At 73.3% G+C, this 21,629-nt stretch carries 18 protein-coding genes and 1 pseudogene; 9 read left to right on the plus strand and 10 right to left on the minus strand.

From position 1 onward, the window contains the following. Window positions 1-4: 4 nt before the first annotated feature. Window positions 5-1,033 carry a serine/threonine-protein kinase gene (locus QMK24_RS32290; RefSeq protein ID WP_283470417.1) on the minus strand — a complete coding sequence of 343 codons (1,029 nt, stop codon included), beginning with the start codon at window positions 1,031-1,033 and terminating at the stop codon, window positions 5-7. Continuing rightward, window positions 1,030-1,887, minus strand: coding sequence for an NUDIX hydrolase (locus QMK24_RS32295; protein ID WP_283470418.1), 858 nt, complete (start codon window positions 1,885-1,887; stop codon window positions 1,030-1,032). Before QMK24_RS32295 ends, QMK24_RS32290 begins: the two co-directional genes overlap by 4 nt. Window positions 1,888-1,991: 104 nt before the next feature. Between QMK24_RS32295 and QMK24_RS32300 the strand changes: the two genes are divergently transcribed. The 5 genes from QMK24_RS32300 (at window position 1,992) to glpK (ending at window position 6,620) form a co-directional block, all read left to right on the plus strand. Next, on the plus strand, window positions 1,992-2,348 hold the full coding sequence (locus tag QMK24_RS32300) for an Mpo1-like protein (RefSeq protein ID WP_283470419.1): 357 nt from the start codon (window positions 1,992-1,994) through the stop codon (window positions 2,346-2,348). 113 nt (window positions 2,349-2,461) lie between these two features. Beyond that, a complete protein-coding gene (locus tag QMK24_RS32305) occupies window positions 2,462-2,992 on the plus strand; it encodes a Zn-ribbon domain-containing OB-fold protein (protein WP_283470420.1) in 531 nt (176 codons plus the stop codon). Then, a complete protein-coding gene (locus QMK24_RS32310; RefSeq protein WP_283470421.1) occupies window positions 2,989-4,176 on the plus strand; it encodes a lipid-transfer protein in 1,188 nt (395 codons plus the stop codon). Before QMK24_RS32305 ends, QMK24_RS32310 begins: the two co-directional genes overlap by 4 nt. Before the next feature lie 160 nt (window positions 4,177-4,336). Continuing rightward, on the plus strand, window positions 4,337-5,068 hold the full coding sequence (locus QMK24_RS32315) for an MIP/aquaporin family protein (protein ID WP_283470422.1): 732 nt from the start codon (window positions 4,337-4,339) through the stop codon (window positions 5,066-5,068). Window positions 5,069-5,093: 25 nt separating this feature from the next. Further along, window positions 5,094-6,620 carry a glycerol kinase GlpK gene (gene glpK, locus QMK24_RS32320; RefSeq protein ID WP_283470423.1) on the plus strand — a complete coding sequence of 509 codons (1,527 nt, stop codon included), beginning with the start codon at window positions 5,094-5,096 and terminating at the stop codon, window positions 6,618-6,620. Between the two features lie 18 nt (window positions 6,621-6,638). Here glpK and QMK24_RS32325 read toward each other — a convergent pair whose 3' ends face one another. The 4 genes from QMK24_RS32325 to QMK24_RS32340 are packed head-to-tail and all read right to left on the minus strand — an operon-like array spanning window position 6,639 to window position 10,550. Then, complete coding sequence (locus tag QMK24_RS32325; protein ID WP_283470424.1) at window positions 6,639-7,247, minus strand: GTP-binding protein; 609 nt, start codon at window positions 7,245-7,247, stop codon at window positions 6,639-6,641. Continuing rightward, complete coding sequence (locus tag QMK24_RS32330; RefSeq protein WP_283470425.1) at window positions 7,228-7,617, minus strand: DUF742 domain-containing protein; 390 nt, start codon at window positions 7,615-7,617, stop codon at window positions 7,228-7,230. Before QMK24_RS32330 ends, QMK24_RS32325 begins: the two co-directional genes overlap by 20 nt. 33 nt (window positions 7,618-7,650) lie before the next feature. Further along, entirely contained in the window at window positions 7,651-8,073 is a 423-nt protein-coding gene (locus tag QMK24_RS32335) for a roadblock/LC7 domain-containing protein (RefSeq protein WP_283470426.1), read from the minus strand. Next, window positions 8,070-10,550 carry a sensor histidine kinase gene (locus QMK24_RS32340; protein WP_283470427.1) on the minus strand — a complete coding sequence of 827 codons (2,481 nt, stop codon included), beginning with the start codon at window positions 10,548-10,550 and terminating at the stop codon, window positions 8,070-8,072. The genes QMK24_RS32335 and QMK24_RS32340 overlap by 4 nt, the downstream gene beginning before the upstream one ends. Window positions 10,551-10,819: 269 nt before the next feature. On the opposite strand from QMK24_RS32340, the gene QMK24_RS32345 reads away from it, so the two are divergent. Further along, window positions 10,820-11,212: a hypothetical protein gene (locus QMK24_RS32345; protein ID WP_349307905.1), complete on the plus strand. Its 393-nt coding sequence runs from the start codon at window positions 10,820-10,822 to the stop codon at window positions 11,210-11,212. 71 nt (window positions 11,213-11,283) lie between these two features. On the opposite strand, the gene QMK24_RS32350 is transcribed toward QMK24_RS32345, so the two are convergent. The 3 genes from QMK24_RS32350 to QMK24_RS32360 all read right to left on the minus strand — a co-directional run bounded on the left by QMK24_RS32350 (window position 11,284) and on the right by QMK24_RS32360 (window position 18,654). Then, window positions 11,284-16,026, minus strand: coding sequence for a hypothetical protein (locus QMK24_RS32350; protein ID WP_283470429.1), 4,743 nt, complete (start codon window positions 16,024-16,026; stop codon window positions 11,284-11,286). Window positions 16,027-16,082: 56 nt separating this feature from the next. After that, window positions 16,083-17,024, minus strand: coding sequence for a hypothetical protein (locus QMK24_RS32355; protein ID WP_283470430.1), 942 nt, complete (start codon window positions 17,022-17,024; stop codon window positions 16,083-16,085). Window positions 17,025-17,142: 118 nt separating this feature from the next. Next, window positions 17,143-18,654 (minus strand): hypothetical protein, encoded by a 1,512-nt coding sequence (locus QMK24_RS32360; protein WP_283470431.1) that lies wholly within the window; start codon window positions 18,652-18,654, stop codon window positions 17,143-17,145. A 110-nt stretch (window positions 18,655-18,764) separates the two neighbouring features. Here QMK24_RS32360 and QMK24_RS32365 point away from each other — a divergent pair, with 110 nt between their 5' ends. From QMK24_RS32365 to QMK24_RS32375, 3 genes are read left to right on the plus strand one after another with little or no spacing between them, the layout of a single operon-like run. Continuing rightward, complete coding sequence (locus QMK24_RS32365) at window positions 18,765-19,529, plus strand: LamB/YcsF family protein (RefSeq protein WP_502962617.1); 765 nt, start codon at window positions 18,765-18,767, stop codon at window positions 19,527-19,529. After that, a complete protein-coding gene (locus QMK24_RS32370; RefSeq protein WP_283470433.1) occupies window positions 19,526-20,143 on the plus strand; it encodes a 5-oxoprolinase subunit B family protein in 618 nt (205 codons plus the stop codon). Before QMK24_RS32365 ends, QMK24_RS32370 begins: the two co-directional genes overlap by 4 nt. Then, on the plus strand, window positions 20,140-21,075 hold the full coding sequence (locus QMK24_RS32375) for a 5-oxoprolinase subunit C family protein (protein WP_283470434.1): 936 nt from the start codon (window positions 20,140-20,142) through the stop codon (window positions 21,073-21,075). The genes QMK24_RS32370 and QMK24_RS32375 overlap by 4 nt, the downstream gene beginning before the upstream one ends. Window positions 21,076-21,131: 56 nt before the next feature. Here QMK24_RS32375 and QMK24_RS32380 read toward each other — a convergent pair. Next, a pseudogene (locus QMK24_RS32380) lies at window positions 21,132-21,629 on the minus strand (SGNH/GDSL hydrolase family protein); the annotation flags it as partial.

Genomic DNA, 21,629 nt, shown 5'->3' on the forward strand with positions numbered 1-21,629 from the left:
CTCGTCAGGTGATCGGCATGGTGAACGGCCGGAAGGTGCGCGGCCCGTAGAGCCGTTCCAGGAGTTCGTCGAGCTCGGTGAGGAGCCGCCACGCGTCGTGCGGGCGGCCCGCCTCGCCGGGGAGCGTGCAGCCGCGGATGAAGGCGGCGAGCGGTTTCGGGACCCGCTCGCCCATGAGGTGTTCCATGCAGCGCACCGCGAGGTGGAGGTCGGTGGCTTCGGTGACGGGCTGCCTGCCGGGGATCTCCGGCGGGTACCGGTCGCGGTGGCGTTCGATGAGGACCGGCGCGGTGGTGCCGGTCGCGGTCGCGTAGCACCAGTCGATCAGTACGAGCCCGTGCAGCGCGGGGTGGATGAGGACGTGTTCGGGGAAGACGGCGCTGTGCACGAGCCGGGCCCGGTGCGCCCAGCCGAGGGCGACCAGCAGCCGGCGCCACATCCAGGCGGCGTCGCGCGGGTCGAGCCCGCCCGGGTGCGCGGCGGCGACCTCGGAGAGGCTGTGGAAGCCGTCCAGCGGTTCGAGTGCGTTGACCCGGCGCTCGGTTCCGCTGGTGTCCCGATGGCGGAAGGTCTCGATCAGCCGGGGGGCGTAGGCGCGGTGCCGCGGTTCTGCCGCGGTGTCGAGCCGGGCCAGCACATCGGCCTCGTGCTCGATGAGGTCGTTGTCGTACGGCCGCAGTGGGATCTTCAGCAGCGCGTCGTGCCGGACTCCGTCGTGCTCGTACGCGGCGCGGCGCAGCACGGCGAGGTCCCCGGTGGCCTGGGTGCCGCCCAGCACGTACGTGTGCCGGCGGGTCGTGATGGTGAGGTGCGCGGTGCTGTGCGCGGCGAGGTGCTGCCGCCACCGCTCGTTCAGGGCCAGGAATGCGGCGGCGGCCTCCGCGCGGCGGCCGGGCGGCGCGGTGTCGGGATGGAGCAGCCGGGCGAGCCTGCGGTGCAGCCGGGTGGCGGCGGCGCGGTCCTCGGGGAAGCCGTGCCGCAGGGCGTCCATGGCCTGGTCGAAGGTGTGGACCGCACCCCCGGTGAGGGTCATCGCACGGTCTCCTCGCGGTCGGGACGCAGCAGGGCGGGGTGCAGGAGGCGGGCGTCGCCCGCGCGGTAGAGCCGGGCCCGGGGGCCGCCGCGGACACTGCCGTGGGTGGCGGTGCCTCCGGTGGACTCGACGAACCCGGGGACGGAGAGCACCTTGCGGTGGAAATTGCCCGCGTGCAGGGTCGCGCCCCAGACCGCTTCGTAGACGGCGCGCAGTTCGGAGATGGTGAAGTGCTCACCGAGGAAGGCTGTGGCCAGCGGCGTGTACTCGATCTTGGAGCGGGCGCGGTCGAGGCCGTCGGCGAGGATCCTGGCGTGATCGAAGGCCAGCTCGGTACCTACGGACCGGTGGCCGGGACCACCCCCGTGGGCCCCGGGCCGCCGGCCCTGCTCGTTGGGACGCCGGGTGGGCGCGTCCGGTTGCCTGCTGAGATCAAGTTCCGCGACGGGGATCCACGCGGCCGCCGCGGCGTCGCTGCCGGCCCGCGCGTCCGGGAGGTCGGGGGCGAAAGCGAGATGGGCGACGGAGACGACGTGCATGCGCGGATCGCGCCCGGGGTGGCCGTACGAGCCGAGCTGTTCGAGGTGGACCCGGCCGAGCCCGGCGGCGTCAAGGCCGGTCTCCTCGGCGAGCTCCCTGGCCGCGGCCTGGTCGAGCGATTCGCGCCCCGCCCGGACGAATCCGCCGGGCAGCGCCCAGGCGCCCTGGAAGGGCGGCCCGCCACGGCGGACCAGCAGGACATGGAGGGCACCTGCGCGCAGCGTCAGAGCGACCATGTCAACGGTCACGGCGATGGGGTCGAAGGCACGCGGGTCGTAGGCGGCAAGGAAATCTTCCTCCTGCTGCGGTGCCATGGCTGCCCCTCGTCCCGTTCTTCTCAAACTGAGTATTTCTCTGTTCGAGAAGAACTTACCACCGCCTCCTGACACCGTCCAGGAGTTGGGACTACCGTGCGGGCATGACGCAGCGGACATTCGATTCGTTCGAGGATTTCTGGCCCTACTACGTGGCGATGCACTCCAGGTCCGCCACCCGCTGGGTGCATCTGACCGGCACGCTGACCGGGCTCGCGGTCAGCGCGTACGGGCTGGCCCGGGGGCGCAAGCGGTATCTGGCGGCGCTGCCGCTGATCGGCTACGGAACGGCCTGGCCCGCGCACTTCCTGATCGAGAAGAACAACCCGGCCTCCTTCGGGCACCCGGCCTGGTCCCTGCGCGGCGACGCGAAGATGATCGCCACGATGCTGGCGGGCCGGGACGCGGAGCTGGGCGACATCGCGGCCAAGTGGCTCGCGGAGCAGCCGGCCGGGGACTGACGCGACCTCCCCCACGGAGGGGAGCCGCCGGCGGACCGGGCCGCGCCGTTCCCTCCTCCGCCGCGCCGTGGCAGACTTCTGACGTATCGTCAGATACGAAGGGGAGGCGGCACGTGGCGCGAACGCGCACACCTGTGGTGGCCGGCTGGTTCACCGAGAGCACTGAGAGCGCCGAAGGCAACGGTGAGGGCACCGGCGGAGCGGACTTCCGGCTGACCGGCACGCGGTGCCGGGACTGCGGATCGGTGTTCTTCCCCCGGGAGGACACCTTCTGCCGCAACCCGGCCTGCTCCGGGACCACGTTGGAGGAGACCCCGCTGTCCCGCCGCGGCCAGGTCTGGTCGTACACCGACGGGCGCTACCGGCCGCCGGCGCCCTACGTCTCGGACCCCGCGCGGGAGTGGGAGCCGTACGTCCTGGTCGCCGTCGAACTCGCGGCCGAGCGCATGGTGGTGCTCGGCCAGGCCGCCCCGGGCGTCGCCCTGGCGGACCTCGCCGTCGGCATGGAGGTCGAACTCGTCCCCGGCGTACTCAACGAGGACACAGAGACGACCTGGACCACCTGGCACTGGCAGCCCGTGGAATCAAAGGGCGCGGAGCGCTTCGATACAAGGGTGGCGGCGGGCGACGGGAGGGCACGATGACACAGGACGTGGCAGTGCTCGGCGCCGGAATGCACCCCTGGGGCAAGTGGGGCCGGTCCTTCACCGAATACGGCGTCGCCGCCGCCCGCGCCGCGCTCGCCGACGCCGGGCTGGCCTGGACCGACATCCAGCTCGTGGTCGGCGCGGACACGGTACGCGGCGGCTATCCCGGCTATGTCGCGGGCGCGACCTTCGCCCAGGCGCTGGGCTGGCAGGGCGCCCGCGTCACCAGCGTGTACGCCGCCTGCGCGTCGGGCGCGCAGGCCATCAACGCCGCGCGGGCCCAGATCCTGGCCGGGATGGCGGACGTGGCCCTGGTGATCGGCGCGGACGCCGCGCCCAAGGGTTTCTTCGCGCCCGCCGGCGGCAACCGGCCCGACGACCCGGACTGGCTGCGCTTCCGTGTGCTGGGCGCCACCAACCCCACCTACTTCGGCCTGTACGCGCGCCGCCGCATGGCGCTGCACGGCGACACCCTGGAGGACTTCGCGCAGGTCAAGGTGAAGAACTCGGCGGCAGGCGCCGCCAATCCCAACGCCCGCTACCGCAAGGCGGTCTCGGCCGGCGAGGTCGCGGCCTCCGCCGTCGTCGCCGATCCGTTGCGGCTGCTCGACATCTGCGCGACCTCCGACGGAGCCGCCGCGGTCGTGCTCTCCAGCATGGACTTCGCCCGCCGGCACACCACGGATCCGGTACGCGTCCGCGCGGTCTCCACCGTCACCCCGTCCTATCCGAAGACCGTCCTGGACCTGCCGGACTTCGCCACCGACTCGGCCGCCGCCGTCGAACCGCCCGCTCTGGGGCTGCGGGCCTCCATCGCCGCGGCCGCGTACGAGGAGGCGGGGATCGGACCGGAGGAGCTGGACCTCGCCGAGGTCTACGACCTGTCCACCGCCCTGGAACTCCAGTGGTACGAGGACCTGGCGCTGTGCGCGCCCGGCGAGGGCGCCAAGCTTCTGCGGGACGGCGCGACCGCGCTCGGCGGCCGGATCCCGGTCAACACCAGCGGCGGGCTGGCCTCCTTCGGCGAGGCCGTGCCCGCCCAGGCCATCGCCCAGGTCTGCGAGCTGACCTGGCAGTTGCGCGGACGGGCCGGCGAACGGCAGGTCCCGGGCGCCCGGGTGGGGATCACCGCCAACCAGGGACTCTTCGGCCACGGCTCCTCGGTGGTGGCCGTGCGGTGACCGTGTGCTGAGCTGTTCGCGGCCTTGACGCTCCATCACACCAGGTGAACACTTCCGGTGGCGCGCAGGCCTGCGGGAGGCCCCTTCCCACCGCCGGTGATGTCGCGCGCTCTTCGGATGGCACGAGCCCGGTCAGTGCAGCCTGCACGAAGGAGCCGCCATGCATTCCAACGGGGACGTCTTCATCGGCGAGATCATCGGCACAGCGATCCTCATCCTGTTCGGCGCCGGGGTCTGCGCCGCGGTCACCCTCAAACACTCCAAGGCGAGAGCCTCCGGCTGGATCGTCATCGCCTTCGGCTGGGGTTTCGGGGTCCTCGCCGGGGCCTACACCGCGGGTCCGCTCTCCGGCGGCCACCTCAACCCGGCCGTCACCCTCGGCATCGCCATCGACACCGGCGTCTGGCACCAGACCCCGTACTACCTCGCCGGACAGCTGATCGGCGCGATGCTCGGCGCGACCCTGGCCTGGCTGGCCTACTACGGGCAGTTCGCCGCCAACACCGGCCAGGACGAGGAGCCGCTGGGCACTCTGGGGATCTTCTCGACCATCCCCGAGATCCGCGTCCCCTGGCAGAACCTCGTCACCGAGACGATCGCCACGATGGGTCTCGTCCTGCCGGTGCTCGCCTTCCCCGGCAACAAGGGCCTGGGCGAATCCGGCACCACCACACTGCTCGTCGCGCTGCTGGTCGTCGGCATCGGACTGTCGCTCGGCGGGCCGACCGGATACGCCATCAACCCGGCCCGCGACCTGGGCCCGCGCATCGTCCACACACTGCTGCCCATCCCCAACAAGGGTACGTCCGACTGGGGTTACGCCTGGGTGCCCGTCGCCGGTCCGCTGATCGGCGGCGCGCTCTCGGGAGTCATCCACAACGCCGCGTTCTAGACGCCGCGTTCCAAGGGAGGCAGGCATGAGCGACCAGTCCGTGAAGTACGTAGCCGCCATCGACCAGGGCACGACCTCCAGCCGGTGCATCGTCTTCGACACCGACGGCTCGATCGTCGCCGTCGACCAACGAGAACACCGCCAGATCTTCCCCCGGCCGGGCTGGGTGGAGCACGACGCCACCGAGATCTGGTCCAAGGTGCAGGCGGTGGTGGCGGGCGCGCTCGCCAAGGCCGGGCTGCGCGCCGACCAGCTCAGCGCGCTGGGCATCACCAACCAGCGGGAGACCACAGTGCTGTGGGACCGGGCCACCGGCCGGCCCGTGCACAACGCGATCGTCTGGCAGGACACCCGCACCGCCGCGCTCTGCGGTGAACTCGGCGGACAGGACGGCCAGGACCGCTTCCGCGACCTCACCGGCCTGCCACTGGCCAGTTACTTCTCCGGGCCGAAGGCGGCCTGGCTGCTGAACACCGTGCCGGGTCTGCGGCGCCGCGCGGAGAACGGCGAGATCGCCTTCGGCACCATCGACTCCTGGCTGATCTGGAATCTGACCGGCGGCGTCCAGGGCGGCATCCACGTCACCGACGTCACCAACGCCTCGCGCACCATGCTGATGAACCTGGAGACGCTCCAGTGGGAACCGTCGGTGCTCGCCGCCATGAACATCCCCGAGGCGATCCTGCCGGAGATCCGCCCCTCCGCCGAGGTCTACGGCACCGCCGTCGGCCAGCTGGCGGGCGTGCCCGTGGCCTCCGCGCTCGGCGACCAGCAGGCGGCCGTCTTCGGGCAGACCTGCTACGAGACCGGCGAGGCCAAGAACACCTACGGAACGGGCAGTTTCCTGCTCCTCAACACCGGCACCCGGCCGGTGCCCTCCAAGAACGGCCTGATCACCACCGTGGGCTACCAGCTCGGCGGGGAAGCGCCGGTGTACTGCCTGGAGGGCTCCATCGCGATCACCGGAGCCCTGGTGCAGTGGTTCCGTGACCAGCTCGGCATCATCCGCTCCGCCGACGAGATAGAATCGCTGGCCGCCAGCGTCGCGGACAACGGCGGCGCGTACATCGTGCCCGCGTTCTCCGGTCTGTTCGCCCCGTACTGGCGCTCCGACGCGCGCGGGGTCATCACCGGCCTGACCCGTTACGTCACGAAGGCGCATCTGGCGCGGGCGGTGCTGGAAGCGACGAGCTGGCAGACCCGCGAGGTCGTCGACGCGATGTTCCAGGACTCAGGGGTCCCGATGACCTCGCTGCGGGTGGATGGTGGCATGACCGTGAACAACCTGCTGATGCAGCACCAGGCGGACGTTCTGGGGGTGCCGGTGATCCGGCCGGTCGTCGCCGAGACGACCTGCCTGGGCGCGGCCTACGCTGCCGGTCTCGCCACCGGGGTCTGGCCGGACCTGGACACCCTCAAGACGCACTGGAAGCGCGACACCGAATGGACCCCGGGCATGGACGAGCAGACCCGGGAGCGGGAGTACCGCCGGTGGAAGAAGGCCGTCGAGCGCAGCTTCGGCTGGCAGGAGGAGGACGAGGCGGGCTCGTAGAACCGGAACGCGGCGGTATCAGGTGGCGGCGGGCTCCCGACGGTCCGCCGCCACCTTCGCGGCATGTTCGACGACGGTGATCAGGACCTGCTTGGCGGAGGCGCGGTCCCGCGCGTCGCACATCACGACCGGCACATGCGGGTCGAGGTCCAGCGCGTCACGCACCGTCTCGGTCGCGTGCTGGGTGGCACCGTCGAAGACGTTCACGGCCACCGTGAACGGGATGCCGCGCCGTTCGAAGTAGTCGACGGCCGCGAAGCAGTCCTCCAGGCGGCGGGTGTCGGCCAGCACGACCGCGCCCAGCGCGCCCTGTGCCAGCTCGTCCCACAGGAACCAGAAACGGTCCTGGCCGGGCGTGCCGAACAGGTAGAGCACCAGGTCCTCGCGGAGTGTGATCCGCCCGAAGTCCATGGCGACGGTGGTGGTGCTCTTGGCCTCGACGCCGTCGATGTCGTCCACCGGCCGGCCGGCCTCGCTGAGCAATTCCTCGGTGCGCAGCGGCCTGATCTCGCTGACCGCACCCACCAATGTCGTTTTGCCGACCCCGAAACCGCCCGCCACCAGCAGCTTGAGCGCTACCGGATCGGGGGCGGACCTGCGGCGTCGGTCAGAGCGCCCGAAGCCCATTGATCACCTCTCGGAGAATGCTCTCGTCCGGCAGTTCCGCCGGAGGAACAGGCATGCTGACGTGGACGAGTTCCGCGTCCAGCAGGTCACCGACGAGCACGCGCACCACGCCCACCGGCAGATCGAGATCGGCCGCCAGCTCGGCGACCGAGGTCGCCTGGAGCTGGCAGCGCCCGACGATGTCGAGGTGTTCGGGTGACAGCGTCTTGTCGCCTTCTGCCGCACCGTCCTCGCCGTCCGGCTCGGTCATCACCAGGGCGATGAGGTCGAGCCTGCCCTCTGCGGCGTGGCTGGTACGGCCACGTGTCATCGCGTACGGCCGCACCACCGGGCCGGCGGCGTCGTCGTACCAGCGGTCCTCTTCAGTCATGTCACCCCGTCACCCCGTCCTGAGGCCATACCGTCAGCCGCTGAGTGTCGCGCCGCTGTCGGTGCGCGGCGCGGTGCCCAGGTGGGCGCCCACCCGCTTGACCAGCAGCGCCATTTCGTAAGCCACCTGCCCGACGTCGGAGTCGGCGTCGCTGAGCACCGCGAGACAGCTGCCGTCGCCCGCCGCGGTCACGAACAGGAAGGCGTCGTCCAGCTCCACCATGGTCTGCCGGACCGAGCCCGCCTCGAAGTGCCGTCCAACGCCCTTGGCCAGGCTGTGGAAGCCGGAGGCGACGGCGGCGAGGTGCTCGGAGTCCTCACGGGTCAGTCCGTCCGAGGCGCCGATCGCGAGGCCGTCGCCGGAGAGCACCAGTGCCTTGCGGATGCTGGCCACACGGGTGACCAGGTCGTCAAGGAGCCAGCTCAGCTCGCGTGTCGGGCTCGATGGTGCGGTCATCGACCGTTCCCCTCAGGAGTCGTTCTCGGTGCTGTGGATGCGTCGTCCGGGCCGTGCGGGCCGTGCTCGTCGTCCTCGAGGTCGTGCTCACGCCCGCGCTGCCAGCCGCGCTGCAGCGCGGCCATCCGGTCCCGCACCTCGTCGGCGGAGCGTTCCCTGGGCGCCTCCTTGCCGGGCCGCGTGGCGGTCCCGCCGTCCTGCGACGCGGATTCCACCCGCAGCTGCGGGGCGAGGTTCGCCTGGCGGACCCGCTTCGGCAGCGAGCCGGCCGCCGGTCCCGACGGCGCCGGCGGCTCGGCCGCCCGGGCCGCCGGCACGGTCGGCGGGGCGACCGCGCGGCCGCGGTCGGAGACCAGGACCGGGGCGGTACGGCGGCGGCGCGGCAGTGGCCCGGGTTCACCCGAACCAGGACCGGAGATGTCGGGGGCCGCGTCCGGAACCTGGACGTGCTCCTTGTGACCGTCGCTGCCGGCGACGTCGAGTCCCCACTGCCGGAAGGAGTGTTCGTGCCGCGACGATGGTTCCAGTTCGCTCTCCTCCGCTTCCAGAAGGGTGCCCATGCGGGTCGCACCGGTGTCCTCGCCGGTGTCGGTGAGCAGCGTGGCCGGGATCAGGACGACCGCCGTGGTGCCCCCGTACGGCGACAGACGCAGCGAGACGCGCACGCCGTGGCGCTGGGCGAGGCGGCTGACGACGAACAGACCGAGGCGGTCGGTGTCCGACAGCTCGAACTCGGGGGTCTCGGCGAGCCGCAGGTTCGCTTCCAGCAGCGCGTCGGGGGTCAGTCCGAGGCCGCGGTCGTCGATCTCCAGCACGAAGCCGTTGGCCACGTGCTCGCCGTGCACCCGGACCGCGGTGTGCGGGGGCGAGAACACGGCCGCGTTCTCGATGAGTTCGGCGACCAGGTGGGTCACATCGGCGACGGCGGAGCCGGCCACCGCCAGCCTTGGCAGCCTGCGGACCTCGATGCGCTCGTAGTCCTCGACCTCGGCGACCGCCGCGCGCACCACGTCCATGAGCTGGATGGGCTTGCGCCACTGCCGCGAGGGCGCCGCGCCGGAGAGGATCACCAGGCCTTCGGCGTGCCGGCGCATACGGGTTGTCATGTGGTCGAGCCGGAAGAGGTCGGCGAGTTCCTCGGTGTCCTCGGTGCGCCGCTCCATGGCGTCGAGCAGGGTGAGCTGCCGGTGCAGCAGGACTTGGCTGCGGCGGGCGAGGTTGACGAAGACGTCGGAGACACCGCGCCGCATGTCGGACTGCCGGACGGCCGCCTCCACCGCGGCGCGCTGCAGGGTGTTGAGGGCCTTGCCGACCTGTCCGACCTCGTCGTCGCTGTACTCCAGGCGCGGCACCTCGGTCTCGACGTCGACCTTCTCGCCCGCCGCGAGGCGGCGCATGACGCGTGGCAGCCGGGTGCCGGAGACCTCCTGGGCCTCCTTGCGCAGTCCTGACAGGTCACGGATCAGGCTGCGGCCGATGCGCACCGAGACGAACACCGAGGCGATGACGGCGATCAGGCCGAGACCGCCGGCGATGGCCGCCATGATGAGGAGCCTGAGGGCATACGGTTCCGCGCGCTTCTTGTGCAGGTCGCCCGCCTGGGTGTCCAACCGGTCGAGATCGCCCAGCGCGGTGGACGCGGCGCTCGGCCATGAGGCCCGGTCGGCGGCCCGCGGCGCGGCGGCGGCGCCCGCGGAAATGATGGAGTCCTCCGCGGTGCGCAGCGCCTTGCCGTTGGCGCCCCGCCAGAACTCGTCGAAGATCGAACGCTCGTCCTCGGGAAGGAGCTTCAGATTGTCGTCGTAGTAGTCCCGCTGCTCGGCGACGGCGAAGGTGAAGGTACGCATCTCCGCCTGGCTCATCCGGCCGGCGCTGATCGTCGCGGCCATCAGGGCGTCCTCGCGGCTGATCGCTTCGCGGGCCCGGGCGATCGTGATGAGGGCACGGCCCTGCTTGTCGATCTGTACGTTGTTCAGCGGGTTGAGCGAGTCGAGAAGGTCGTAACAGGGATCGACCATCTCGTTGTAGGCGCCGAAGGCGTCGATACGGGTGATGGTCTGGTTGTCGACCTTGCCGCGGAGCGCGGCGAGATCCTCGAACCCCCGCGTCACGGCGTCCAGTCGGATCCGGGCATCCCCGCTGAGATCACCGCGGGTGGCCGAATCGGACGCGTTGGAGCGCAGTTTGGCGAAGACCTTGTCGGTGGCCAGTTCCTGCTTGGCCAGCCCGCTCCTGAAGTCCGAGCGGCGGGTGTCGGCCAGATACAGGATGGCGGCACGCCGCTCCTGCTGCAGGGCCTGGACCGCGTCCTCGGTGGGATAGCCGACGTCGTTGACGATGCGTTCGATGCCCAGCAGACCCCAGACCTCGCGGCCGGTGAGTGTGGCGGCGAATGCCCAGATGGCTGTGAGGGACACCAGCGGAATCAGCAGCAGCGCCACGATCTTCCGGCGGATCGTCGTACCGCGAAAGCGCATGGCCTCCCCAACGTCAGCCCCGTTCGGGGGGTGTTCGATCGCATGGAATCGGCGCGAGCCTACTACTGCCCCATAGGTAACTCGAAAGTCAGTCCGGCGGTCGGAGTACGTCGGCCAGATTTCACGATGGCTCGTTTTCGGGTGTTATCCGGGCAACCCGGATGCCATCGTGGTGCGGGACACCCGGTTCGGGCGCGATGCACCGATGCGGCGAGTGGCTGGAAAGGTACTGCGGAATGGCGACGGGCATTTGCGGGCAGCCACTTCATATGGACTCAGAACGCCGCTCGATGTGGGTCGAAGATCCGGTCGGTACCCCGCGGATGCCCGATCCCGTCCGTGCCGCCGCCGTCCGCGCCGTACTGATCACGTCCGTGACGCTCATCGAAGCGGTCGTCACGGCTCTGCTGACCGTCGGCGGATCCTGGTTCTCCGCGCCCTCCATGATCTTTACCGTGGTCAGCACCATCGTGGCCACCTGGTCGGTGCTGGATGTGTGGGTGACCCGGCAGGTGTGGAACCAGCGCAACGGGGTGGTCTCCAGCCCGAGCAGCGCTGCCCGTGCCCTGCGCCGGGAGCGGCGCAGGGCACGTCGGACGGAGCGTGCCGCGGCGCGGGCGAAGCCGGGCCGGAACAAACCCCCATCGCTGTCGCGGGCCTGAACCGGGCCCGGCCCTGACCATGTCCTGACCATGTCCGGAGCCGAGTCTGGCTTGATCCAGTCCTGGCCCGGCTACTGCGGCTGCGGCTGCTCCGACGGGCGGCGGAACATCCTGGTGGCGGTGATCTCGCCGTGCACCGTCTCGCTGCCGGGGTCCTGGACGGGAAGACCGGGCCGCAGGTGCTCCTCGACGCTGATGTACTTCAGCCCGGCGCGCAGGTCCGCGTCATTGCGCAACCTGACGACCAGCGGGAACTCGGCCAGCGCCGTGGTGTCGAACAGCCCGGTGGTGTAGATCAGCTGAACGCCCAGCGCGTCGGCGACCGCGCGCTGCAGCTCCAGCAGATACGTGGCGTTGGCCCGGCCGATGGGGTTGTCCAGGAACAGCGTGCCGGCGTGCCGGTGCCGGTCGCGGCCCCGGTCGTTGCTGCGCAGCGCCGCCATCGTGCAGTACAGCGCGATCGCGGCGGTGAGCAGCTGTCCCCCGGAGAACACATCGCCCATCTGACCCACCGGCACCCGCTCCGCGCGCAGCACCGCGTCCGGCTTGAGGATCTCCACGGAGATGCCCTTGGGCTGGAGCGCCGCCGCGACACCGCGCAGCAGCAGGGACATGCCGTCCCGGCGCAGGTCGGAGTTCTTACGGACGGCGGAACTCGTCGCCTCGTCGATGACCTCGCCGAGCCGTTCGGTGAGCGCTGCGTGGTCCGGGTCCTCGAAGCGGATCCGCAAGAACTCCTGCCCGGACCAGTCACCGAGGCCCTCGGGGAGGCGGGACAGCCGCTGGGCGGAGCGCAGCGTGGTGAGCGAGGACTCCACGAGGCCGCGCAGCCGGTCCACGATGCTGTCGCGGTTGCGCTCCAACTGCTGCATCTCGTCGGTCAGTACGCGCAGGCGGGGTGCGAACGCCACCGCCCAGGCGGCCGCGTGCTCGGGCAGTCCGGCTGCGGGCAGCTCACGGATCTGCTGCCGGGCCGGGGTCCTGACCTGCTCGAAACGGGCGGCGTTGGCATGGCGTACGAGGATGTCGGACGCCTCGCGGAGCTGCGATTCGGCCGCCGAGAGGTCGGTGGCGCAGCCGCGCTGGGCGCGCCGGACCTCGGCCGAGACGGTACGGGCCTCCTCCAGGGTGCCCGTGTAGGGCTCCGGCTCCGCGCCGGTCTCCTCCTGGGGCCCCGAACCCTGGGGCCCCGAACCGTCCCTGAGCAGGTCCCGCAGCAGCGCCGCCAGTTCGTCGAACCCGCCGGCCGCGTCCTCCGCCGCCCGGTGCGAGCGCACCAGGTCGGCGTGGTCGCCCCTGGCCTCCTCCAGTGCCTCGGTGCGCGCCGCGAGTTCACCGTTCGCGCCGCGCAGCAGCTCCTGGGCGTGCTCGGCGTCGCGCGGCAGCAGCTCGTCGGGCAGATCGGTGTGCGACTCCCCGGTGGCGGGGGCGAGCCGCTCGGATTCACCGCGCAGCCGGCCCAGCTGCTCGCTGGCCGCCGAGGCGCGGGCCTCGATGGTCTGGACGAGCTGCTCGGCGCGGGCGGCCGCGGCCTGCCGGGACGGTCCGTCCGCGCCGTCCGGGCCCTCCAGGAGCTGGGCCGCGCGGCTGCGGACCTTGTTGGTCAGCCGCTGCAGTTCGGTCAGGGCCGAGCTCTCGGTGCTCTCCGCGCGGGCCTGCTCGGCCCGTAGATCGGCTCCCACCCCGACCTGCTCGTACAGCTGCGAGGCCGCGCGGTAGGCCTCCCGCAGCGCGGGGAGCGATTCGGTGGACGGCGGCGCGGCGTCCGGCGCCGGCTCTTCGGGCGCGCCCGCGATCTCGGACCGTTCCGAGCGCAGCACCCGCGCGGTGCGGCGGGCGTCGTCGGCGCCGCGCTGGGCCGCCCTGCGGTCCTCGTCGGCCGCTTGGGCCAGCGCGAGACAGGCTTCGGCGCGGGCCTCGGCCTCGGCCGCGTCCTCGGTCAGTTCGCGCGTCCTGCGCTGCCAGTTGGCCCGTTCCCGCAGCCGGTGCGCCAGACCGGCCAGCAGGTCGGCGCGGCGGCGGGCCTGCTGCGCGGCGTCCTGCCGTGCGTCCCGTTCCCTGGCCGCCTCGGCCGACACCTCGTCCGCCTCGGCCCGCCGGGCGCGCGCCTCGGCCAGCTCCCCGCGGGCCCCGGACGCGGCCTCCCTGGCCGCTTCCACGGCCGCCGCGAGTTCGGCGAGCTGCCCCTGCGGGCAGCCGCCCCGCCAGGACGCGAGCCGCGCGGCGAGCGTCCGGTCATGGCCGAGCCGTGCGGCGAACGCCCGGATCTCGGCCTCCCGGGCGCTGGCGCGGGTACGCAGCGCCTGGCGTTCACCGTCGGCCGCGAGCTCGTCGTGCATCGCCGGGTTCGGCGGTACGAGGAACACGTCGGACTCGGCGCCGGCCGCCGGCGTCGGCGCGAGAAGCGCCGCCGCGGTGCCCACCGCCACGGTCGAGCGCGGCAGCAGCGCCGCCTGCGCGAGGACCTCGCGGGCGCGCCGGTAGGTCTCCGGGTCGGTGACGACGACGCCGTCCACCAGCTCGGGGCGCGCCGACAGCACCGCGGTGTGGTCCGCGGGGTCTACGGCCTGCGCGAGATAGCGCCAGCCGGGCAACGCGGGGATGCCGTGCTCGCCCAGGTACTCGACGGTGGCGAGCACGTCGGGGCCGGGTGGCAGGAGGCCGCCGTCACCGAGCGCCGCCAGGATCCGCGCGTCGTCGGCGGCGGACGTGCGCAGGTCGAACAGCTGCCGCTCGGCGGCCGCGACGGTGCCGTCCAGCAGCTCGCGCAGCGGCTCCGCGAACGCGTCCAGCTCCGCGGCGCTCAGCGGACCGGCGTCCGCCTTCCGTGCCGCGCCGGACGTCTCCTTCCCGCGGTGGTGCGCGGCCGGGCCGGGGGAGCCGGGGCGGCCCCCTTCCGCCGACCCGGAGCCACGGGGGCCGGGGATGGCGTCCTTGGCTGCCTCGGACTGGGCCTGGGCCGCCGGGAGGCCCGGGAGGCTGAGGAGTTCGGAGAGCCGGGGTTCCGCCGCGAGTGCCTCTGCGACGCGGAAGTCGGCGGAGTGGGCGGCTTCGGCGGCGGCCAGCGCGTCGGCGGCGCGGGCGGCCGCCAGTTCCACCCGGGACTCGGCTGCGGCGGCCTCACGGGCGTGCTCGGCCGCCTGGCGCGCGGTCTCCCGGGCCGATCCGGCGGCCGCGGCGGCGCCCCGCTCCGCGTCGGAGGCCTCCAGGGCGGCACGGGCCGGGTCCGCGTCCGGGGCGGAGTCGTCGAGCCAGCCGGCGCTGACCGCCTCGGCCGTCTCCTGCTCCACCTCGGCGAGCCGCTGCCCGAGGTGACCGGCCTCGCTGCGGGACCGCTGGGCCTCGGTGGCCGCGGCCGTCGCGTCACGGTGGGCGGCCTCGGACTGGGCCTGGAGCCCGGCGGAGCGCTCCTCCTCGACGTCGGCCTGCCGGTCCGCGCCGTCCGCCGCCGCGTGCAGCGCGCGCACTAGGTCGCCCGCCGCCAGGGTGCGGGCGGCCAGGGCGGGAGCCGCGTCCCGCTCGGCCTCCTGGATCGCGGCGCTGACCCGCACCAGCCGGTCGCCTGCGGCGCGGTGCCGCAGCACCGTCTCGGCCGCCTGCCAGGCGGAGTACAGGGTGCGGGCGTCGTTCAGTTCGCGGCGCAGTCCCGCCGCGCCCTTGTCGGACGCCGCGAGGGCCAGCGAGGCGTGCCGGTAGGCGAGTTCGGCGGCGACCAGAGCGCTGCGGCCCCGGGCCTGCTCGGCGTCGGTGACGGCCTGGGACGCCTGGGCGGTGTTCTGGGCGAGTTCCGCGCCGCGGCCCCGTTCCTCCCGGGCTCGCGCGGACAGCCGGCGCGCCAGAGCGCGGGTGCGGCGCTCGGACTGGGTGTGCACACCGCGGGCCTGTTCGCGGGCGGCGGCGTGCTCCACGATGCGTTCGAGGAGTTCCAGCGAGCCGGCGGTGAAGTCGCGTTCCGCGGTCAGCTCCGCGCGGCGGCCGAGCTTGCCCGCGAAGCCGTGGACGAGGTCGGCGAGACCGTCGGTGTCCCGGGTGTCGGTGACGGCGCGCAGCAGCAGGTCCGCGAAGTCGGAGTCGTGGCGGACCGCGAAGAGGCCGGCCGCCTCGCCCTCGTCGGCGTTCATCTCGCGCTGGTAGCGGAAGAGTTCCGGGTCCAGACCCAGCTCTCCCAGGTGTTCGTTCCACCGGTCGTGGATCTCCTCCCACACCACTTCCAGGTGCGGGTAGAACTTGCCGGCCTCGGTGAGGGCGTCGCGGAAGCCCTTCATCGTGCGGCGGCGGCCCATGGCGCCCGAGGCGCCCTCGGCGGGCGGCCGGACGGCGGTCGACTCGGCGACCGGGAGCGAGTCCAGGCTGAGCCCGGGGCCGGGACGGAAGGAGTACCAGGCCTCGGCGAACCTGCGCGGGTCGGAGGAGACCTGGCGCCCGCGCCACTCGCTGACCTTGCCGACGACCACCAGCTCGCCGGTGACGGTGTGCTGCCACTCCAGGGCCACATGCCCGCAGTCGTCGGCCAGCAGGAACTTGCGGAGCACGCCGGAGCTGGCCCCGCCGAGCGTGTTGCGGTGACCGGGCAGCATCACCGAGAAGATCAGCTTGAGCAGGACGGACTTGCCGCCGCCGTTCTCCAGGAAGAGGACGCCCGCGGGGGCGGGGCGGCGCAGCGGTCCTGTCGGCTCGTCCTGGAAGAACTCGGCCTGCGCGGGCGCGGGGTGCGGGACAGGCGCCCCGACACCCCGCAGGTCCAGAACAGTGTCTGCGTACCGCGCACCGGCGGGGCCGATGGAGTACAGGCGGAGCCGGGACAGCTCGTACATGGCGGCGGACTCTCGTTATCTGCGCGGGTGGCCGCGCGGGTGGGTACGGCTACGGCTCAGAAGTGGCTGTGCTGGTTCTCGGGGCTGTGCGGGTTTTCATGGAAGGGCAGGCCGGCCTCGGCGACGAGGTCCAGCTCCCCGGTGTCGTCGGGCGGCAGCAGGCTCGCCGAACCGTCGCTGACCGGGACGACGCCCAGCTCCAGCAGTTCGGCCATGGCGGCGCTGCCCGCCATGTCGCGGACCTGCAGCTGGTACCGGGCGGTGGTGCGGAAGGTGCCGCCCGCGTCATCGCCGGTGCGCTGCAGGAAACCGGAGTCGACGAGGAAGGCGACCGCCTTGCCGACGATGCCGGTGGTGGAGCCGGACAGCCGCCGGGCGTCCTTGGTCGCGCCGGTGGAGCTGCGGCGGGTGTAGACCCGCCAGGCGGCCTCCAGGCCGGGGGCGTCGCTCGCCGGGTCGGTGTTCTCGCCCTGTTCCGCCGCGCGCTCCTCCAGCCGGCGGCAGGCCTGGCGGACGAACCCGTCGACGCCGTTGACGGTGATCCGGCCGATGTAGCCGTCGTCCGCGAGGTCCTCGGGGCGGGGGAACGCCATCGTGGCCGTGGCCAGATGCGCCAGGCCGTGCAGGAAGCGGTCGCTGGAGTCGGAGGCGGCCCGCCGCGAGTACTCCCCCATGCGGACCGCGAACACCGAGTCCTCGGCGGCGGCCACGGCCATGCCGGCGCGCGGCGACACCTCCAGGACGATCAGGCCGAGTCCGGCCGCGACGGCGTCCGCGAGACGGGCGAAGGCGGGCTCCTCGCGGTGCCGTCGGATCAACTCCGCGTACTCCGCGTCGCGGGCCGGCAGCAGCTTGGGCTGCAGTCCGTAGGAGACCAGCCGGGCGGCGTCCGCCGCATCGGCCGCGGTGACGGGCGACGGGGCGCCGGGGCGCGCGGCCGTGGCGGCATCGCCGTACGCGGCGGGCTGCGCGGTCTCGGCGTCGCGGTACTCGGTCACGGGTGGATCTCCTCGGGGCGGACGGCGGATGGCTGCGCGGCGGCGGATGACGGTTCGGTGGACGGCCGTGGGGCGGCGCGGCGGGATCTGCTGCGGGATCCGTCGCGGGTGGCGGCCGTCACGCGATCTCCGAACGGGCGGCGGCCATGCCCGCCGTGTCGAGCCGGGCGGTGCCCACGATCAGGTCGGCGCCGCCGAACTCCGGATCCCTCAGCTCCTCGCCGTCGTCGACCGAGAAGAGCAGCCGCGGCTCGCCCTGCCGGTAGGCGGTGCCGACCGGCGGACTGGCGGCGTGCACCGCCAGCAGAGCGACGAGGTAGGGCAGTTCCGGATCGCGGCGGCGGGCGTCGGCGAGCAGCCCCGACAGCCGGCGCGGCGCGTCGTCCGGCAGGTCCAGCAGTTCCAGCGCGCTCTCCAGCTGCTCTTCGCTGAAGCGGCTGTCGGCGGGGGTGGCCACCAGGTCCGGTTCCGGCATGGCCGCGCCCAGGTGCTCGCGCTCCGTGGGCGGAGTGAGCAGGACGTTCACCAGGTCACAGACCCGCACCGCGGGCGGGGTGCGGAAGCCGGCGCCACGGGCGAAGAAGGCGTCGGTGACGCGGGACGCCTGCTCGACGGGCAGCGGCAGGATGGGGGCGATGAGCTGTCCGTACAGGTCCAGGCCGGCGCGGGCGGGCGCCGTCGCGAACGCCTGCCGGTCCTGTTCCGCGCGGAACAGCGGCCCGGCCTCCAGCAGCCGGGACTGCAACTGGGTGTGGCGCCGGATGCAGTCCTTGACGATGTCGATGAGCTCGGCGGCCCGCCGCTTGTGCTCGGGGTCCTCCGCCTCGTCCCGCGCCTTGCGGATGTTGGTGAGGATCGCGTTCTCGTGGCGGTACCGGTCGGCGACATGGTCGAGCGCTTCGGCGATCATGTCCGGGACGGCACGCAGCCAGTCCACGGCCCGGACATTGCGCCGGGTCGCCTCCAGGGCGCGGCGCAGCGTCTCGGCGTACTGAACGGTGCGGTAGCGGGCCTGCTCGGCGGCGAGCTGCGCGTCGGCGAGCCGGCCCCGGCTGATGAGCACCTCCAGCTTGACCTCGGCGGCGATCTGGGCGCTGGTGACGTCCGTGTCGAGCGCGCCGACCAGGACGTTGACCGCTTCGTCGGTGGTGCGCAGGTACACGCCGCCACCGGGGCCCGGCACCTCCTCGATCAGCTTGAAGTCGTAGTCGCGGCGGACATACGCGCCGTCGGCGGCGAAGGTGCCGTAGACCGCGCGGAAGCCGCGGTCCACGCTGCCGACGTTGATCAGGTTCTCCAGCACCCAGCGGGCGACCCGCTCATGCTCCTCAGCCGGGCGCCGCGGTGACTGGGCGGCGACGCGCGGCAGCAGCCTGGCCACTATCTGGTCGGGATCCGCACCGGTGTCGAAGTCCATATTGAGCGTGACCATGTCGATGGCCGACAGCGCGACCTCCGCCATCGCGTACACCGAGTACTCGCCGGCCAGATTCGCCTTGCGCACATCGAGGTCGTGCAGCGGCGCGGTGCACGCGAGCGCCTTCAGGCGGCGGGCCAGGCCCTCGTCGGCGGCCGGCCCCGGGGCGGGGCGGGGCGCGCCCGTCGTCGGGTACGGGATGGTTACGGTCACGACGCACACATTATGCGGTGGCACTGACAACGAACGAAACGGCACGGATCACCCGCCCGGCTACAAGTCACCCGTAGCCGTGCCCATCGCGATGGAGCACCATGGCGGGCATGGTCATCGATCTCAACGCCGATCTCGGAGAGGGCTTCGGCCGGTGGACCCTCACCGACGACGAGGCCCTGCTCTCCGTTGTCACCAGCGCGAATGTCGCGTGCGGCTTCCATGCGGGCGATCCGGTCACGATGCGGCGGGTCTGCGCGCTCGCCGCCGAACGCGGTGTACGGATCGGCGCGCAGGTCTCGTACCGGGACCTGGCCGGCTTCGGACGGCGCGCCATGGACGTGCCGTCCGACGAGCTGGCCGCCGAAGTCGCCTACCAGATCGGCGCCTTGGACGTCTTCGCGCGTGCGGCGGGCGCACGGGTCGGCTACGTCAAGCCGCACGGCGCGCTCTACAACCGGACGGTCCGCGACGAGGCGCAGGCCGTCGCCGTGGTGGCGGGTGTCCTGCTGGCAGCGGGTCCGGACGGCGGGCTGCCGGTTCTGGGTCTGCCCGGCTCGGAACTGCTGGCCGCGGCGGAGAAGGCCGGCCTGCCAGCGGTCACCGAGGCGTTCGCCGACCGATCCTACACCGAGCAGGGGACGCTCGTGCCGCGCGGCACCGCGGGCGCGGTGCTCCACGACGGCGACGCCGTCGTCGCGCAGGCCCTGTCGATCGCCTGCGACGGACACGTCGTCACCTCCGGCGGCCGGCGGATCGCCGTCGGCGCCCGGTCGCTGTGCCTGCACGGCGATACGCCCGGCGCGGCGGATCTCGCGCGCCGGGTGCGGCGCGAACTCCAGGACGCGGGCGTCTCCTTGCGGCCCTTCGCATGAGAGCGCTGCCGGTGGGCGGCCATGCGCTGCTCGTGGAACTGGACGCGGCCGAGGAGGTCGAGGCGTTCCACGCCGAGCTGCTGCGGCGGCGCGCGGCCGGGGCACTGCCGCGGGTGCGCGAGATCGTCCCTGCAGCCCGCACGATCCTCCTCGACGGGCTGGACGACCCCCGCGCGCTCGCCGCGGAGCTGCCCGGCTGGACCGTCCCGCCGCTCACGGCCGGAGCGGGCCCGGAGTGCGAGATCCCGGTGCGGTACGACGGGCCCGATCTGGCGGAGGTCGCCGGGATGTGGGGCGTACGGTCCGAGGACATCCCGGACATCATCGGCGGCACCGTCTTCCGGGTCGCGTTCTGCGGATTCGCGCCCGGCTTCGGCTACCTGACCGGGCTCCCCGAGCACCGCCACGTACCGCGCCGGGCCACCCCCCGCACCTCCGTGCCCGCCGGTTCCCTGGCGCTCGCCGGACCGTACGCGGGCGTCTACCCGCGCTCCTCCCCCGGCGGCTGGCAGCTGATCGGCGCCACCGACACGGTTCTGTGGGATCCGCGGCGCGAGCCGGCGGCGCTGCTGGCCCCCGGCACCCGGGTGCGGTTCACGGAGGAGGCGTCATGACGCGGCCGGCCGACCCGACGGGCCCGGAACGAGGACCGGCAGACCCGGCGGGCCCGCAGCGGGGAAGGGTGGAGGTGGTGCGCGCGGGCGCGCTCACCACCGTCCAGGACCTCGGGCGTCCGGGCCACGCCCACCTCGGCGTGCCGCGCTCCGGGGCCCTCGACATGCCCGCTCACCGCCGGGCCAACCGGCTCGTCGGCAACCCGGACGAGGCCGCGACCCTGGAGACCACCGTCAACGGCTGCGCGGTACGGGCGGACCGCCCCGTCGTCGCGGCCGTCACCGGCGCGCCCTGCGCTGTCACGGTCGACGGCCGCCCGGCTCCCTGGGGCGCCCCGGTGCGCGTACCGGCCGGCGCCGTCCTGGAACTCGGCGCGGCCCAGGGCGGGCTGCGCTGCTATCTGGCCCTCGCGGGCGGCATCGACGTCGAGCCGGTGCTCGGCAGCCGTTCCGCCGACCTGCTCTCGGGCCTCGGGCCCGCGCCGCTGTCGGCGCACGACACCCTCCCGCTCGGCGCGCCCCACGGCCCGGCCTTCGACGCCGACACGATGCCCTGGCCCGCCCCGCCCGCCGAACTCGTGCTCTCCGTCCTCCTCGGCCCGCGCGACGGCTGGTTCACCGACGACGCCCCGCGCCTCCTCGCGACCGGCCCGTACACGGTGTCCGCCGCCTCCAACCGCATCGGCCTGCGCACCGAAGGCCCGGCGCTGCGGCGGGCGGTGGACGGCGAACTCCCCAGCGAGGGCATGGTCCTCGGCGCCGTCCAGGTACCGCCCGACGGCCGCCCCGTCATCTTCCTGGCCGATCACCCCACCACCGGCGGCTATCCCGTCATCGGCGTCGTACCCGAGCCGCAACTCGCGGCGGCGGCCCAGGCCGTCCCGGGCACGCCCGTACGGTTCCTGCCGGTGCGCGGGAACGGCGGCGGCTGACCCGACCCGGGGCGGCTGGCGGGTGTACGCGGCACGGGCCCCTGCCGGTTGCGAATCTATGCTGCCCGCCGCCGGCCCGGTTCGCCGCGAGGGGGGTCGAGCGATGCGAGGGCCCGGGTGGTCAGGTGGTGGGCCCGGGCGTCCAGGGCGTGGGTGCTGCCGGTGACGCGGTGACGGCATTCGGCGGCGGCGAGCCGCAGCAGGCCCGGCAGAAGGTCCGTACAGCGGTCGGCGACCCACTGGGTGCCCCGCGTCGCCATCCACCAGGTGCTCGCGGCGCGTGAGGGGCCGGGGCCGGTGGGATCGGGGCGGGGCGGCTCGCCGGAGGCGAGACCGTGGGCGGTGAGCAGGGCGTGGAACTCGCCGGCCAGCAGCCGGTGGCCCAGTTCGCTGGGGTGCAGACGGTCCGCGCTCCAGGCGGCACGGTCCGCCGTCCACGGCTGGTCCGCCGCGTGCAGATGGAGCGCGCCGTGGCGCTCCGACAGATCGTGCACCACATGGTTGAGCGCCCGCATCCGCCGGGCGAGCGGGCGCTCAACCATGTGGTGCACGAT

This window comes from Streptomyces sp. PH10-H1 (assembly GCF_030063355.1).
Classification (GTDB): domain Bacteria; phylum Actinomycetota; class Actinomycetes; order Streptomycetales; family Streptomycetaceae; genus Actinacidiphila.

Coding starts and splice junctions, on each gene's coding strand:
- QMK24_RS32365 (WP_502962617.1), top strand. CDS start 18,765: ATGGTCATCGATCTCAACGCCGATCTCGGAGAGGGCTTCGGCCGGTGG.
- QMK24_RS32340 (WP_283470427.1), bottom strand. CDS start 10,550: ATGCGCTTTCGCGGTACGACGATCCGCCGGAAGATCGTGGCGCTGCTG.
- QMK24_RS32310 (WP_283470421.1), top strand. CDS start 2,989: ATGACACAGGACGTGGCAGTGCTCGGCGCCGGAATGCACCCCTGGGGC.
- QMK24_RS32300 (WP_283470419.1), top strand. CDS start 1,992: ATGACGCAGCGGACATTCGATTCGTTCGAGGATTTCTGGCCCTACTAC.
- QMK24_RS32375 (WP_283470434.1), top strand. CDS start 20,140: ATGACGCGGCCGGCCGACCCGACGGGCCCGGAACGAGGACCGGCAGAC.
- QMK24_RS32345 (WP_349307905.1), top strand. CDS start 10,820: ATGGACTCAGAACGCCGCTCGATGTGGGTCGAAGATCCGGTCGGTACC.
- QMK24_RS32330 (WP_283470425.1), bottom strand. CDS start 7,617: ATGACTGAAGAGGACCGCTGGTACGACGACGCCGCCGGCCCGGTGGTG.
- QMK24_RS32370 (WP_283470433.1), top strand. CDS start 19,526: ATGAGAGCGCTGCCGGTGGGCGGCCATGCGCTGCTCGTGGAACTGGAC.
- QMK24_RS32350 (WP_283470429.1), bottom strand. CDS start 16,026: ATGTACGAGCTGTCCCGGCTCCGCCTGTACTCCATCGGCCCCGCCGGT.
- QMK24_RS32315 (WP_283470422.1), top strand. CDS start 4,337: ATGCATTCCAACGGGGACGTCTTCATCGGCGAGATCATCGGCACAGCG.
- glpK (WP_283470423.1), top strand. CDS start 5,094: ATGAGCGACCAGTCCGTGAAGTACGTAGCCGCCATCGACCAGGGCACG.
- QMK24_RS32295 (WP_283470418.1), bottom strand. CDS start 1,887: ATGGCACCGCAGCAGGAGGAAGATTTCCTTGCCGCCTACGACCCGCGT.
- QMK24_RS32290 (WP_283470417.1), bottom strand. CDS start 1,033: ATGACCCTCACCGGGGGTGCGGTCCACACCTTCGACCAGGCCATGGAC.
- QMK24_RS32325 (WP_283470424.1), bottom strand. CDS start 7,247: ATGGGCTTCGGGCGCTCTGACCGACGCCGCAGGTCCGCCCCCGATCCG.
- QMK24_RS32335 (WP_283470426.1), bottom strand. CDS start 8,073: ATGACCGCACCATCGAGCCCGACACGCGAGCTGAGCTGGCTCCTTGAC.